Source organism: Collinsella sp. TF09-1AT (assembly GCF_003436895.1).
In the GTDB taxonomy this organism is placed as follows: Bacteria; Actinomycetota; Coriobacteriia; order Coriobacteriales; family Coriobacteriaceae; genus Collinsella.
Window position 1 is genome coordinate 64147 of record NZ_QSRC01000008.1, and the last position, 13755, is coordinate 77901.

The following is a 13755-nucleotide window of genomic DNA, read 5'->3' on the forward strand; positions in this document are numbered from 1 at the left end:
CGATTTACTCCTCGTCGTCCTCGTCGTCCGAGAACAGGTCCAGACGGCTCACGAACAGGCCCTCCTTGCCCTCGCGCGCAGTAATGACCACGCGAGCGATGGCGAGCGAAATCTCGTAGAGCGAAAGCAGGGCACCGTACATAAGGCCCAGCGTGACGGGCGAGCCGTCGGGCGTGATCACAGCCGAGCCCACGAGCAGGCCCACGTACACGTAGCGCCAGGCGCCGCGGAAAGCCGCGTAGGACACGATGTGGAAAACGGACAGGTAGAAAATGATGAGCGGCAGCTCAAACGCCACACCAAAGCCGATCATAAAGAGCAGCTCCATGTTGACGTAGTTCTCCAGATCGGGCAGCGCAGTTGCGACGGCAGAGGTCTCGCCGATGAGCCACTCAAAGCCCGCAGGAATGATGATGAAGTAGCAGAAGATGGCACCCAGGAAGAACAGCACCGTCGAAGCGAGCACCGTGGGCACGACCCACTTGCGCTCGTTGGGGCGAAGCGCCGGCAGGAAGAACGCCAAGATCTGCCAGATGATCATGGGCGTGCACATGACAACGGCCATCTTGATGGCCAGCGAGAAGCGCAGGCCAAAGCCGCCGAGCGTGGTGGTGATGTAGAACTTACCGTCCGGCACAAACGAGCGGATGGGGTCTTCCAGGATATCGAGCACCACGGGCGTGGCGAAATACAGCACGATGGCGGCGGCAAACACCGATACGACCACGATGGTCAGGCGGCGACGGAGCTCTCCCAGGTGATCGAAGAGCGGCATGCGCGCAGGTCCGATAGGCATTACTCATCGCCTCCCTTCGGGGCGTCGGCGGCAGCGGCTTCGTCCTCGACCTCAAGCTCACGAGCGAGCTGGTCGACGACGGCCTTGCGCTTGCGGGGACGACGGGCGTAGAGGTCGGCCGTCGTGGGCTCTGCCGGCTCGGGCTCGGGCTCTGCGGCAGGCTCGGGCTCGACGGCGGCAGTGGCAGCATCGGCAGCGGACACAGCAGCGGCGGGCCCAGCGCCCTCGGCCTCCGTCTCCTCGGCAGCAGCCTCGCCCTCAGCAGCACCCTCACTCGCGGCCTTCTCGGCGGCAAGGCGGGCGCGACGCTCGGCAAAGGTCTCCTTCTTTGCGGGCGCGGCCGTCTCGATGGCATCCTCATCCGCATCGGAATCGTCATCGACAGCAGCCTTCTTGGGCTTGACCGGCGCCGAAGCGGCCTCACTTACCGGATCGATAATCTCGGACTGAACAACTGCCGTCATCTTTTCCTGCGTCTCGCGGAACTGACGGATGGCACGGCCGATCGTGCGGCCCATCTGCGGGAGCTTATCCGGGCCAAACAGCAAAAAGCCGAAGACCACGATGATTGCCAGCTCACCCTCTCCAATACCAAACACACATACCTCCAAGGCTCGATGTGAGTCGAGCCCGCACCGCGCCATTCGGCCGGAACTCGTCTATTCATTCGATCAAGTATAGCGCCCGGACGCCAAAACGTTCGAGCGCATCACAAACATATGCCAAACGGCACGCCCCTTTTGGGACAGGGCTTATGCGGCCGTGATCGAAATCTCCTGGTCGACACCCAGCAGCTGAACCACGCGCATCACCGGGGGTTGCACGTTGGCGCAGCTAAAACGCTTGCCATGATCGGCTGCGTGGTGCGCGGCGCCCACAAGCACGCCAATGCCCGTCGAGTCGATATAGCTCACCTGGGCAAAGTCGAGCTCAACGGCCTCGGTGGGCTGCTCAAGCGCCAAGTCGATGGCGTTACGCAAACTGTCGGCGTTAGAGATATCGATTTCGCCGGTCACCTTAATGGTGTAGAGCTCCGGCGTGGGGTTGGTGGAAATACCCAAATCCATGTATACGCTCCTTTGCGTATCGAAAGTGCGGAAAAGTACGCGGCGCGGACTTGCAGAGCTCTGCGCGCTAGGCGCGCTCGGCACGCGCGATCTCGGCAGCGACGAGCTTGACGGCCAGCACCAGTACGTCGAGCGCGGCCTCCAGGTCCTCGACCGTGGGATAGCTCGGCGCGATGCGGATGTTGGTGTCGCGCGGGTCCTTGCCATAGGGCCAGGTGGCACCAGCCGGCGTGAGCTTGACGCCCAGATCGGCACAAAGCGCGGCGACCTTTTGGGCCGAGCCCTCAGGACCATCGAAGCTCACAAAGTAGCCGCCGCGGGGATGCGCCCAAGTGGCGCAACCCGTGTTGCCCAGACCCTCGGTGAGCTTGCGCTCAACGGCCTCAAAGCGCGGGCGCAAAAACTCGGCATGCTTTTTCATATGCTCCTTGACCGCCTCAATGGTGGGAAGGAAACGCACGTGACGCAGCTGGTTGAGCTTGTCGGCGCTGATCAAGCCGGCCTTGAGGCGCTTGGAGAACTCCGCGATGACCGCAGGGCTCGCGCCGATAAAGCCGATGCCGGCGCCCGGGAAGGTAATCTTGGACGTCGAGGCAAAAGCCACCACGCGGTCCTCGGTGCCCGCCGCGCGAGCGAGGTCAAAGATATTGGCAAGCTCGTCGGTCTCGTCGTACAGGTCGTGCACGCAGTAGGCGTTGTCCCAGAAGATGCGGAAATCGGGCGCGGCCGTGGGCATCTCGACCAGGCGGCGCACGGTGTCCTCGCTAAAGGTGATGCCCGTGGGGTTGGAATACTTGGGCACGCACCAGATGCCCTTGATGGAGTCGTCGGCGGCAACCAGACGCTCGACCTCATCCATGTCGGGGCCGGCCTCGGTCATCGCGACGGGGACGTTCTCGATACCCAGGTCGGCGGTAATGCCAAAGTGGCGATCGTAGCCGGGAACCGGGCACAGGAACTTGACCTTCTTGCCGTCGTGCGCGGCCTCGTAGGCATCCCAAGGCTCGCTGCCGCACGAGCCGCAACGCCAGAACATGCCGGCAATATCGTGCTCGATCAGCAGGCTCGACGAACCCAACACGAGCGTCTGCTCGGCGGGGCAACCTAGGAACTCCCCTGCCAGCTTGCGTGCCGAGGGAATGCCCTCAAAGCAGCCGTAGTTGGAGCAGTCGACGTTGCCGTCGTGCAGATCGGCGTCGGCATTGAGGATATCGAGCATGGGGCGCGAGATGTCCACCTGGGAGGGCGACGGCTTGCCGCGGGCCATATCGAGTGCCAGACCCTTGGCCTTGACCTCGGCGACCTCGGCTTTGAGCGCCTCGATGGCGGCATCGAGTTCGGTGGTTTCCATCTTCTGGTAGATCGTCTGCATGGGTGCGACCTTTCGCGAAGCGGGACGTTGCAGTTCGTCTAAGTATAGACCGCCACCGCCGTAACGTTATGAAGCCGTGATAGATTAAGTTCATCGCAATGAATTACGACATCGCCGCGCATGCCGGCGTGGGGCGCCTAAGGAGGCATTATGGAATACGGTTCGTTTAGGGCTGAGGAATTCGGCGACCTGCAGCGCCTGATCGACGGGCTGTTTTACGACCGCCACGCCATCGACCGCCTGGACCTAATCGTGCAGGCCGAAATCTTGGACCTGGCGCCCGACCTCATGGAGATCGTGAACCTTTTGCCGCCCGGCTATTACGACCGCCAGTCACTTTGCGACCAGTTGAACTCCGCCTTAGCCGCCCACGGCTGGGGCGCCGTCTACGGCACCGTGGAATAGAACCACTCATTGGGGACAGACTTAAATGAGTAGTCCCAACCTGCCGGCACTTGGGTAGTCATTTAAGTCTGTCCCCAACGACTACCCAGTGACTAAAACGCCGCCTGTGATGGTGTTCACAGGCGGCGTTTTTAAACTTGTACAAACTTGTATGCGCTTTTACTCGTCCTTGGGCGCGGGGTGTTTGCAGACCACGCTCATGTAGATCATGCCCAGCACGGCCGCGGTGACAGAGCCAGCGAGAATGGCAGCCTTGGCAGCCAGGACCTCGAACTGAGCCGTCGGGAAGGCAAGGCCGCTTATGAGAATCGACATGGTAAAGCCAATGCCGCCCAGAATGCCCACGCCGGCAATCATGTGCCAGTTAACGTTGCGCGGCAGCTCGGAGATCTTGAGCTTAACCAGGGCAAACGTCATGCCAAAGATGCCAATCGGCTTGCCCAGCAGCATGCCAAAATACACGCCGAGCGTCACCGGGTCGGAAAGCAGCGTGCTCATGTCCACACCCACCAAGCGAACCTGCGCGTTGACAAATGCGAAGATCGGCAGAATCACAAAGTTGACCGGCGTGGAGATCAGACGCTCCATGCGGATGAGCGGCGGAGTCACGCGGTGCATGACGCGCTCGACCTTGGTAGTCGAGACGGTAAAGTCGTGCTGACCCAGGATGTGCGCCTCGTCGTCGTAGCGGTCGTCGAGCAACGGCAGGCACTCGCCCAGCCAGTCGGTAAGGCTATCGAGCTTAACACCGCACTTGGCCGGAATGGTGAAGGCCAAGATGACGCCGGCGAGCGTGGCGTGCACACCACTCTTAAACATACAGAACCACAGCAGCAGACCCAGCACCGAATACGGGGCAAGACGGTAGTGCTGCGTCTTGTTGAGCCACACGAGCGCGCAGGTCACAACCGCGGCGGCGCCCAACCAAAACGGGTTGGGACTCTGACCGTAGAAAATGGCGATGGCGGCGATGGAGATGAGATCGTCGGCGATGGCGAGCGTCGAGAAGAACACGCGCACGCCGTTGGGCACGCGGTTGCCCAAAAGCGATAGCACGCCCAGCGCAAAGGCGATATCGGTTGCCATGGGAATAGCCCAGCCGTTGTGCGCGCCGGCATGGTTAAAGATCAGGTAGATGCAGGCGGGAACGACGACGCCGCCCACGGCCGCCAGCATGGGAAGCATGGCCTGACGCGGATTCTTGAGCTCGCCGACCGTCATCTCGTACTTAAGCTCGATGCCCACCAGCAAAAAGAAGATCGCCATGAGAAAGTCGTTGACAAAGACCTCGACGGTAAGGCCAGCCGTAAGGCTGCCAAGACCCACATACAGCGGGGTCTCCAAAAAGTGATGAATAGCCTCGTAGGCATCGGTGTTGGCGCAGATGACCGCGGCGATGGCTGCGATCACCATGACGGCGGCGGAAATCGTGCCGTTCTCGGCAATGCGCTCCCAAATGTCGTGACGCTCAAAACGCTTGCGCTCACGGGTGTTGAACAGCTGCTCGGGTGCTGCCATGGGCGGCTCCTTTCACGGGAAGGCTCCCGTCTTAAAAAAGCACGGCCCGCCCAAATGGCGACGCCGCGCTCCAACGTATTACGCTTGCATCTAGCCTACCCTGCGCGACAAGCGCGCGAGCGCGGCCGAAAAGCGGAACCACAGGTTGAACATTATTTGTTCAACGGCACGGGCGCCCCTGTCCAATAGGCGACGTGGTCCCGCGCACAAAAAACGACCGGAGCGCGGAGCATCCGCGATCCGGTCGTGAGCAGGTTGCAAAACCTAGCAGGCGGCCATGATGGGGGCAGCGATCTGCTTCTTGCGGGAAAGGACGCCCGGCATCCAGACGCCGTCGTGCTCGTCGGCAATGCCCAGGCCCTTCTGAGCGGCATCGGTCTCGCCCTCGAGCAGGACCTGCGAGCCCTCCTCCATGATGTCGGTGATGCACAGGACGATGCCGTCGGCGCCCTTCTCGGCGGCGTAGGCGCGCATGGCCTCGCGGATCTCGTCAATCATGCCAAGCGCACGGCTTTTGTCGACGGTCTCGTACTGGCCGATGAGCAGCTTCTTGCCGGCGGGCTCGAACATCTTGATGTCGTTGCCGACCATCTCGGCTGCGGTGAAGGAGCCGGACGGACGGGTGAGGAAGACCTCCATGCCAAACTTGACCGGGTCGACGCCCACCTGCTCGCCGAGCTTGGCGGCGACGGCGCGGTCGACATCGGTGGTGGTGGGGCTCTTGAGCATGAGCGTGTCGGTCATCATGGCCGAGAGCAGCAGCTTGGCCTGGACGTCGGAAAGCTCGACGCCGAGCACGCCGGCGAGCTTGGTGACGATGGTGCAGCTGGAGCCCCAAGGCAGGCAGATGTAGTGCAGCGGGCCGGCGGTCTCGAAATCGCCAATGCGGTGATGGTCGACGACGCCAAAGACCGTGGCGTCCTTAAGGCCGGCGACGGACTGGGCGGACTCGTTGTGGTCGGTGAGGACGACGAGCTGACCGGCCTCGACGGACTCGATCACGCGGGGCTCGGCAATGCCGGCGTCGGAGAGCAGCTTGGCGGACTCGGCCGGAAGCTGGCCCAGGGCGCAGGCCTCATAGGTGTTGCCGGCATACTCAACCTGGTTGAGCAGCTGGGACAGGACGACGGCGCTCATGATGGCGTCGTTATCGGGGTTCTGGTGACCAAAGACAAGAACGTTTGCCATGGATATCCTCCACTTGATATGTGTACTTGGACGTAGCTATGGTAGCACGCGAACGCCGGACCCTATAAGACGGAAGGGCGCCGGCGCAATTTGGGGCAAGTCTGTCCCCCTCGCACCAGCTATTTGCCGGCGGCGCGCAGGGCTACGTAGGCGGCGCCGATGATGCCGGCGTCGTTGCCGAGCGAGGCGACCTCAATGGGCGTCTCGCGCGAGGCGGAAAGCGCGTAGTGCTTAAAGTGCTCGCGGACCTTGTCGAGGTAGACGTCGGCCGAGGCGGAGGCGCCGCCGCCGATCAGGAACATCTCGGGGTCGACCACGTTGGCGATAAGCGCCAGAGCGCGACCGAGATAATCGGCCATGGTATCAGCCGCGGCCAGCGCAAGCTTGTCGCCCTCGCGGCAAGCTTGGAACACGTCCTTGGAATCGGAGGGGCCGGTGAGCTCGATGGGCTCGACGCCCGCCTTCTTGCACTCGGCTAGGTAGTTGCTCACCACACCGGTGGCGCTGGAATACTGCTCCAGGTGGCCATGGCCGCCACAGCCGCAGGTGCGCTCCTCGTCGGGATTCAGGCACATGTGGCCAATCTCGCCGCCGGCGCCCACAACGCCCGACACCACGTCGCCGTTGACGATAACGCCGCCGCCCACGCCGGTACCGATGGTGACCATCACCACATTCTGCACGCCCTTGGCAGAACCGAGCCAGGCCTCGCCCATGGCAGCAGCGTTGGCATCGTTCTCGTACTTAACGACCGCGTCGGGGCAGTGCTCCTGAATGGCGATCCTAAGCTCGGGCAGGTTAATGGCAATGTTGGCCTTGACCTTGGCATCGCCCGAGGCCGGGATGGGGCACGGAACGGCCAGGCCAATGCCAGCCACAAAGGCACGCGGAATCTGCGCCTTGGCGACCACCTGGTCGATCGCCTCGGTCACCGCGGCAAAGCCCGCAGCGTCAACGATGGGAGGCGTGGGTACGCTGGCCTTGGCAAGCAGGTTGCCGTCCTCATCGAACAGGCCCTCCTTAACCGAAGTGCCGCCGACGTCGATGCCGATGTAGTACTGCTTAGGTTCCATGGGAGCCCGCCTTTCTCGTTTAAACATTGCCTGTATGGTACCGCTCCCAAGGCAAAAACCTGCCAAAAAAGGACAGGTTTGTTTTGGCAGGTTTTATCTGGGAAAATGCGACGCCCGCTCATCAGCTCGCGCAAGGCCTTCGCCAAATATAAAGGCGCCGGGAGACGGAGGCTCCCGGCGCCCGTGAAAGGGACTGAATTGTCTGGTGGGCCGAACGGTCCGTCGCGGCGATAACGCCGACTAGGCCGTACGCGCCTGCAGCAGCTTGTGGACCTCGATGAGCTCCGTGGCCATGACGCGCATGGTCTCGGTGCCTGCCATCTGGTCCTCGGCATGCAGCAGAATCAGCGGGGCCTCGCCGTTACGCTCGCCATTGGCCTCCTTTTTAAGGAGCCCCATGTGAACATCGTGACCACCGTTGTAAGCCTCGTCACCCTGCTTGATAAGCTCCTCGGCGGCGTCAAAATCGCCCTCCTTGGCCTTTTGCACGGCATTGATGTACATGCTCTTGGCGGTGCCAACGTAGCTGATGATCTCGAAGCAGGTCATCTGCAGCTCGTTCATATCCTCCATGTGCTGCACCTAGCCCATCACGCTGACGCAGTGGTCGATGATGCCGGCGGCGTTCATACGGCCGTAATCGACCATGTTGATGACCTCGACCGGGAAACGGCCGGCGGCCTCCTTCTCAAAATCGCCCTTGGTGTAGCCAATCTGCGGACCGAGCAGCAGGATATCGCACTCGTCCAGGTGATCGTGGGCCTCGTTCATGGGACGAGCCTCGACCTCGATGTCCAGACCGCGGCTCGCGACCTCAGACTGCATCTTCTGGACCAGCAGGCTCGTGGACATGCCGGCGTTGCAGCAAAGCATGATCTTCTTCATGGTTTTCTCCTTATAACTGCGCGGCGCGCAGACGACAACTGGTTTTATTCCTTGCGGCTATTGTGCCCACCCCCTGCGTCTTTACACAAGGAGAGAGCCGCGGGCATCGGCACCGCGTACCGGCGCCCGCAACGGTGAAAGGGAGAACGACGTTTAAGCGTTCTGCTCGGCAAGGGCCTCCTGCTTGGCGATGGCCTTCTCGGAGATCCTCATAAAGGGCAGGTAGACAGCCATTCCGATGACAAGCTCGAGGGCCTGCCACACGCCGGCGCGCCAGTCAAAGCCAGTGGCAAGCAGGGCGTTGATAACGGGAGGCATGGTCCAAGGCACCTGGGCAATGCAGGGGCTAATGATGCCCGCGCAGGTCAGAGCATAGGTGATGCCGATGAACAGGTCGGGAAGAAGCACGAACGGAATCATGAGCGGCAGGTTGTACACGACAGGGTAACCGTAGATGACCGGCTCGTTGATGTTGAACAGGCCAGGAACGATAGCCATCTTGGCAACGGTCTTGGAAGCCTTGTTCTTGGAGAACAGGAAGGTGTCGAGCAGGAGCATGAGGGTGCAGCCCGAGCCGCCGATGAGGGCGAAGCTGTTGACGATCTGCATGTTCATGTAGTGATCGGGCTGGATGGTGCCGCCGGCGGCGAAGGTAGCCATGTTGTCGACGATGAGCATGGTCAGGATCGGCTCGACGGTAGCGCCAGAGATGGTGGACTGGTGAATACCGACACAGAACAGCAGGTTCGCAAGGGTGTAGATGAGGATGACAGCCCACGGGCCGGCGTTCATGATGCTCTTGAGCGGGTTGGAGATGCACGTGGAGATGATGGTGCACAGATCGGTGCCGGCAAACACGGCGAGCAGGGCTGCGGCAACAGCGAAGATAGAGAGGTTGAGCAGCATCGGGATCATGACGTTAAAGGAGTTGGAGACCGCGGGAGGCACGCCCTCGCCCAGCTTGACCTTGAGCTTCTCGACGCCGGAGATCTTGATGAAGAGCGTAACGGAGAGCAGAGCGATGATAATAGCCGCGAACAGACCGTTGGTGCCGGTGTTGGCAGTCGAAAGGGCGCCCGTGACCTCGGCAGAGGTGATCTTGTCGGTGAGCAGCGGGCTCGTGGCGGCAAGCGTGGCGGTGATCTGTTGCGGCATCATGATGACGAAAGCGGAGATTGCGACGACCACGCAGGCAAGCGGGTTATCGAAGCGCTCGTTCTTAGCGAGGCTGTAGCCAATCAATCCGGCCAGGATAATGGCAGAGACGTTGAGGGTGCCCAGCGTAATTGCCGAACCCCAGGTCTGGAGGTTGGCAAGACCCGCCGCATCGAGCGGGAACAGAGGGAACACGACATTGTTAATAAGAACCGCGATACCCGCAAGGATATAGAGCGGCGTGATGGTTGCGAAGGCATCGCGCAGGGAACGCAGGTGAACCTGGTTTCCCACCTTCGCAGAGACCTCGGCAAATTTGTCGAGGAAGCTCTTTCCGTTGTCACTGGCCATGATTGCTCCTAACTTTCAAATCCGGCCTTTTCCTATGCGCACGGTGGTCTGTCGCCCTCTGCCACCAGATGTGCCATGTTTTGCGCGCGGCGGCGCGCGGTCTGGGCGTTTGCCCGGTCGCTAGTCGACCACGTGGGTCGTTGCGACCTGCTTGAGCCAAGCTGCCGACTTCTTAAGGCGACGCTTGTAGCCATCCATGAGGTCGACCTCGACAAAGCCGTAACGGTTCTTAAAGGCATTGGCCCAAGACCAGTTATCGATGACGGCCCAATAATGGTACCCGCGGCATTTGGCGCCCTCGGCGATTGCCTTGGCGACCCACTCCAGGTGCTGGCGCACAAAGTCGACGCGGTAGTCGTCCTGGATAGTCCCTTCCGCGTCACGGTTCTTGTATTCGTCCATGATGCCGATGCCGTTCTCGGATACAAACCACTCAAGATCGGGGTAATTCTTAGCGCAGTCCATGCCAAAGTCGTAGAGACCCTGCGGGTAGATCTCCCAGCCGCGACTCTTGTTCATAACGGCGTTGGGCCACACGTACTCGTCGGCAAAGTGCGGCAGACCGTACTGGTCGATCTTGCTCGCCGGAGCCTGAACGCGCGTGGGGTGGTAGTAGTTGCAACCGAGCCAGTCGACAACGCCCTGCTTGAGGATCTCATGGTCGCCGGCACGGAACGGGAGCCTAACGCCGCCCTCGGCCAAGCTGTCGAGCACGTCGGCGGGAAGCTCGCCCTTGGTAATAAGGTCGAGCCACCAGCGATTGTTGATACCGCTGGTCATGCGCACGGCCTCGAGGTCCGCCTCGCTGGGGTTCTCCTTGGTGTAGACCGGGGTAAAGCAGTTGATCATGCCAATCTTGGCATCGGCGCGAACGGCGCCCTCGTCATAGGCACGGCGATAGTTGGCCACGGCCAGCGCGTGCGCCAACGAGATGTGATACTGCGCGGTGCGAGCGCGGTTATAGTCATGGAGCTGCGGGAACCACACGCCCTCCTGGTAGCGCTGCTCGGGCTCGACAATGGGCTCGTTAAAGGTGAACCAGTACTTGATCTCCTGGCCAAACTCGCGGAAGGCAACGTCGGCGTAATGGGCGTAAGCCTCGACGACCTCACGGCTCTCCCAACCGCCGCGGTCAAAGAAGTGGGTGGGCATGTCAAAGTGGTACAGGTTGACGAACGGCTCCAGGCCGGCCTCGCGAGAGGCGCGGAACAGCTCGTGGTACCACGCGGCGCCCTCCTCATTAAGATTGCCGTTAGCATCGAGCAGACGACTCCACTGGATGGAGGTGCGGTAGGTATCCAGGCCCAAGTCCTTCAAAATGCGAAGGTCTTCCTGGTACTTGGCCATAAAGTCATTGCCGGCATAAGAGCCAACGCGGTTATAGAACGAATCCAGATCCTGGATGGACCAAGTGTCCCACAGGTTCTCGAGCTTGCCGCCCTGGTTCCACTGACCCTCAGTCTGCGGGCCGGACATAGCGGCGCCAAAGAAGAAGTCGCCGGGCAGCTGATACTGTGCCATCGAAGTCCTCGCTTTCGTGTTCTAGAGCTTCCGGTTGGAGACAGGTTTGCCTTGGCAGGTTATCCGGCGCGGGCGCGCACCGGTTATCCGGATATCCAGCCCGCCAAAACAAAGCCGTCCCCAAACGGTCGGTCCTGCCGTGCGGTAGGGTTCCGTTTGTTGGCTACAACTATAGCGCTCTAATTTTATAAGTAAAGCGTTTTTTTCTTTTTTCTTTCTCGAACTTCTTTTATAAAAGTAATATGGGTGCCTCGTTGCGGGTTATACTTACTTATGTATTTATGTATGTCAGAAAGGAGGTTCCATGATTCCCAAATACGAGGCAATAGCTGCAGATATCCGTCGAAGCATCGAGGACGGCGCTCTAAAGCCGGGCGACAAGTTGCCCACCGTCGTTGAGTTCTGCGAGCTCTATAGCGTTTCCAAAATCACCGTCAAACGAGCTATCGAACAGATCACCGAGGAAGGTCTTGTTACCAGCCGGCGCGGATCGGGCACCTACGTTAAGGACACGGCGGGACTTCCCGGCAAGGCGTTTTTCCAGGGCAAGAACGACCGTGCCCAGGGCTTTTCGTATGAGCACCGCGGGGAGAAGGTGACCTCGGTGGTCTACGATTTCTCGATTGTCAATCCACCGGCGGACGTCGCTGCCCAGCTGGGAATTGCCGAGGATGACTTTGCCTACCACATCGTGCGCGTGCGCCAGGTTGACGAGAAGCCCATCGTTATCGAGTACACCTACATGCCCCTCGAGCTGATTCCGGGCCTTAAAAAGAAGGACCTGTACGGATCGATCTATAGCTTTATCCGCGAGCAGTGCGGGCTGAAGATCTCGAGCTTCCACCGCACCATCCGTGCCGTAGCGGCTACCGAGGAAGAGGCCGAGCGCCTGGACACCAAACCCGGCTCCCCCCTGCTCGAGCTCAACCAGATTGGCTTTTTGGATAGCGGCACCGCCTTTGAGCATTCGATTTCGCGCAATGTTGGCGACCGCTTTGAGCTGCACAACGTAACGTTGGCATAGGTTTTTGTAGTCATGCGGACGCTCGTTGCAGCTCGTTTAGAGCGGGCGGCCGCGCAACACCATGGGAGTATGAACATGTCCGATTTGATTAAACTGACGCCGATCTTCCACGAGAAGATCTGGGGCGGCCGCCAGCTCGAAACCGTATTTGGTTACGACATTCCCGAGGGTCCCATCGGTGAGTGCTGGGCCATCTCGGCCCATCCCAACGGCGACTGCCAAATTGCGGAAGGCCCGTATGCCGGCCACACACTGTCGTGGCTGTGGGCCGAGCACCGCGAGCTCTTTGCCAACTGCGAGGGCAAGGAGTTCCCGCTGCTTATTAAGATTCTGGACGCCAAGGACGATCTTTCGATCCAGATTCATCCCAACGACGAGTACGCCGCCGAGCACGAGAACGGCAGCCTGGGCAAGACCGAGTGCTGGTATGTGCTGGACTGCGAGCCCGGCGCCACGATCATCGTCGGACAGCGCGCCAAGGACCGCGCCGAGGCAGCACAGATGATCGAGGACGGCCGCTGGGACGACATGCTCAACGTGCTACCGATCCACAAGGGCGACTTTTTCCAGATTGACTCCGGCACCGTGCACGCCATCAAGACCGGCACGCTCATTTTGGAGACGCAGCAGTCGAGCGACGTGACCTATCGCCTGTACGACTACGACCGCCCCGGCACCGACGGCAAGCTGCGCCCGCTGCACATTGAGCAGAGCCTCGACTGCATCGATTTTGACGTTCAGGCGCCGACCGACGGCACCGTGACCGCACCCGAGGTCGACGGCGTGACCGAGCTCGAGTCCAACCCCTGCTACACCGTCGATCGCGTACGCGTCGACGGCAGCAAGACCCTCGACCAGCGCTGGCCCTTCATGTGCCTGTCGGTCATCGACGGCGAAGGCACCGTCTGCGGCGACCCCGTCCACAAGGGAAGCCATCTGCTAGCCCCCAGCACCGTCACCTCCATCGACCTCGAAGGCAAAATGGAACTAATCATCTCGCACCTGTAAGCCACCGGTCCCCAAGTGCTCGCCGGGATGGGCGCGGGGTTTGATCGCCTGCTCGGGCAGTCCTGCTCGCACGGAGAGCACATTAAGTGCTCTCCGGCTCGTGCGGAACTCGCGATCGACCAAACCCCGCGCCCATCCCGGCGAACCTCTGGACAGCAGCAACAACCTAAAAGCAACAAGGGGCTCTCCCGTCCATCAACGGGGGAGCCCCTACTCATATCCATTTATCAGCCCACCCGGCTCTCCAGACCAAAAAGCGAACGAGCAGAGCGTTGTTCGCAAGCAACGTTACCTGAGGACCTGGGTGGGCGTATAGGGCAACATCGGTCGCGAGTTCCGCACGCAAAGGAGAGCACTTAATGTGCTCTCCGTCTTGCGCAGGACTGCCCGAG

14 protein-coding genes are annotated in these 13755 nt (G+C 60.9%); 3 read left to right on the forward strand and 11 right to left on the reverse strand.

Annotated elements, in window-relative coordinates; translation table 11 throughout:
• Window positions 1–4: 4 nt before the first annotated feature.
• The 4 genes from tatC to DXC90_RS08015 form a co-directional block, all read right to left on the reverse strand.
• On the reverse strand, window positions 5–796 hold the full coding sequence (gene tatC, locus DXC90_RS08000) for a twin-arginine translocase subunit TatC (RefSeq protein WP_022093860.1): 792 nt from the start codon (window positions 794–796) through the stop codon (window positions 5–7).
• A complete protein-coding gene (locus DXC90_RS08005; RefSeq protein ID WP_158550247.1) occupies window positions 796–1395 on the reverse strand; it encodes a twin-arginine translocase TatA/TatE family subunit in 600 nt (199 codons plus the stop codon). Before DXC90_RS08005 ends, tatC begins: the two co-directional genes overlap by 1 nt.
• A 153-nt stretch (window positions 1396–1548) precedes the next feature.
• A complete protein-coding gene (locus DXC90_RS08010) occupies window positions 1549–1863 on the reverse strand; it encodes an STAS domain-containing protein (protein ID WP_117735514.1) in 315 nt (104 codons plus the stop codon).
• 67 nt (window positions 1864–1930) lie between these two features.
• The gene (locus tag DXC90_RS08015; protein ID WP_117735515.1) at window positions 1931–3235 is read right to left on the reverse strand and encodes an aminotransferase class I/II-fold pyridoxal phosphate-dependent enzyme; all 1305 of its coding nucleotides are present in this window, start codon (window positions 3233–3235) and stop codon (window positions 1931–1933) included.
• Window positions 3236–3385: 150 nt separating this feature from the next.
• Between DXC90_RS08015 and DXC90_RS08020 the strand changes: the two genes are divergently transcribed.
• Window positions 3386–3640, forward strand: coding sequence for a hypothetical protein (locus DXC90_RS08020; protein WP_055251249.1), 255 nt, complete (start codon window positions 3386–3388; stop codon window positions 3638–3640).
• A 159-nt stretch (window positions 3641–3799) separates the two neighbouring features.
• Here the strand turns inward: DXC90_RS08020 and nhaA are convergent, their stop codons facing one another.
• The 7 genes from nhaA to DXC90_RS08055 form a co-directional block, all read right to left on the reverse strand.
• Window positions 3800–5158 carry a Na+/H+ antiporter NhaA gene (gene nhaA, locus DXC90_RS08025; protein ID WP_117735516.1) on the reverse strand — a complete coding sequence of 453 codons (1359 nt, stop codon included), beginning with the start codon at window positions 5156–5158 and terminating at the stop codon, window positions 3800–3802.
• 264 nt (window positions 5159–5422) lie between these two features.
• On the reverse strand, window positions 5423–6346 hold the full coding sequence (locus DXC90_RS08030) for a manganese-dependent inorganic pyrophosphatase (protein WP_117735517.1): 924 nt from the start codon (window positions 6344–6346) through the stop codon (window positions 5423–5425).
• A gap of 119 nt (window positions 6347–6465) precedes the next feature.
• On the reverse strand, window positions 6466–7419 hold the full coding sequence (locus DXC90_RS08035) for an ROK family protein (protein ID WP_231501530.1): 954 nt from the start codon (window positions 7417–7419) through the stop codon (window positions 6466–6468).
• 240 nt (window positions 7420–7659) lie between these two features.
• On the reverse strand, window positions 7660–7992 hold the full coding sequence (locus DXC90_RS08040; protein ID WP_199406653.1) for a PTS lactose/cellobiose transporter subunit IIA: 333 nt from the start codon (window positions 7990–7992) through the stop codon (window positions 7660–7662).
• 9 nt (window positions 7993–8001) lie between these two features.
• Window positions 8002–8304 carry a PTS sugar transporter subunit IIB gene (locus DXC90_RS08045; protein ID WP_117735519.1) on the reverse strand — a complete coding sequence of 101 codons (303 nt, stop codon included), beginning with the start codon at window positions 8302–8304 and terminating at the stop codon, window positions 8002–8004.
• A gap of 153 nt (window positions 8305–8457) precedes the next feature.
• The gene (locus DXC90_RS08050) at window positions 8458–9810 is read right to left on the reverse strand and encodes a PTS sugar transporter subunit IIC (RefSeq protein WP_117735520.1); all 1353 of its coding nucleotides are present in this window, start codon (window positions 9808–9810) and stop codon (window positions 8458–8460) included.
• Between the two features lie 120 nt (window positions 9811–9930).
• Entirely contained in the window at window positions 9931–11331 is a 1401-nt protein-coding gene (locus DXC90_RS08055; protein WP_117735521.1) for a glycoside hydrolase family 1 protein, read from the reverse strand.
• Between the two features lie 304 nt (window positions 11332–11635).
• On the opposite strand from DXC90_RS08055, the gene DXC90_RS08060 reads away from it, so the two are divergent.
• Window positions 11636–12355, forward strand: coding sequence for a GntR family transcriptional regulator (locus tag DXC90_RS08060; protein ID WP_117735522.1), 720 nt, complete (start codon window positions 11636–11638; stop codon window positions 12353–12355).
• A gap of 75 nt (window positions 12356–12430) precedes the next feature.
• Window positions 12431–13363 carry a type I phosphomannose isomerase catalytic subunit gene (locus tag DXC90_RS08065; RefSeq protein WP_370446341.1) on the forward strand — a complete coding sequence of 311 codons (933 nt, stop codon included), beginning with the start codon at window positions 12431–12433 and terminating at the stop codon, window positions 13361–13363.
• Window positions 13364–13755: the final 392 nt, after the last annotated feature.